Source organism: Sphingobacterium sp. 1.A.4, assembly GCF_002734245.1.
GTDB lineage: Bacteria > Bacteroidota > Bacteroidia > Sphingobacteriales > Sphingobacteriaceae > Sphingobacterium > Sphingobacterium tenebrionis.
The window spans coordinates 1-821 of sequence record NZ_PEAZ01000008.1 but is presented as its reverse complement, the minus strand read 5'-3'; the positions used below and the strand labels follow the sequence as shown (position 1 = coordinate 821).

The 821-nt window shown below is 52.6% G+C and carries 1 rRNA gene; it reads left to right on the top strand.

The annotated features are described in order from the left end of the window. Nucleotides 1-54: 54 nt before the first annotated feature. A 16S ribosomal RNA gene (locus CRJ00_RS01450) occupies nt 55-821 on the top strand; the annotation flags it as partial.

Here is an 821-nt window from a genome sequence, read left to right as displayed (position 1 = left end):
AAAAAACAAGACGTTTCTATTTTTATGAATAGTCACGGTCTTACACTTCATTCTACAATGGAGAGTTTGATCCTGGCTCAGGATGAACGCTAGCGGCAGGCCTAATACATGCAAGTCGAACGGGATCCGGTGGTAGCTTGCTATCATCGGTGAGAGTGGCGCACGGGTGCGTAACGCGTGAGCAACCTACCCATATCAGGGGGATAGCCCGGAGAAATCCGGATTAACACCGCATGACACAGCAGTCCCGCATGGGACCACTGTCAAATATTCATAGGATATGGATGGGCTCGCGTGACATTAGCTAGTTGGTGGGGTAACGGCCCACCAAGGCGACGATGTCTAGGGGCTCTGAGAGGAGAATCCCCCACACTGGTACTGAGACACGGACCAGACTCCTACGGGAGGCAGCAGTAAGGAATATTGGTCAATGGGGGCAACCCTGAACCAGCCATGCCGCGTGCAGGATGACTGCCCTATGGGTTGTAAACTGCTTTTGCCGGGGAATAAACCCCTCCACGAGTGGAGGGCTGAATGTACCCGGAGAATAAGGATCGGCTAACTCCGTGCCAGCAGCCGCGGTAATACGGAGGATCCGAGCGTTATCCGGATTTATTGGGTTTAAAGGGTGCGTAGGCGGCACTTTAAGTCAGGGGTGAAAGACGGCAGCTCAACTGTCGCAGTGCCCTTGATACTGAAGTGCTTGAATGCGGTTGAAGACGGCGGAATGAGACAAGTAGCGGTGAAATGCATAGATATGTCTCAGAACACCGATTGCGAAGGCAGCTGTCTAAGCCGTTATTGACGCTGATGCACGAAAG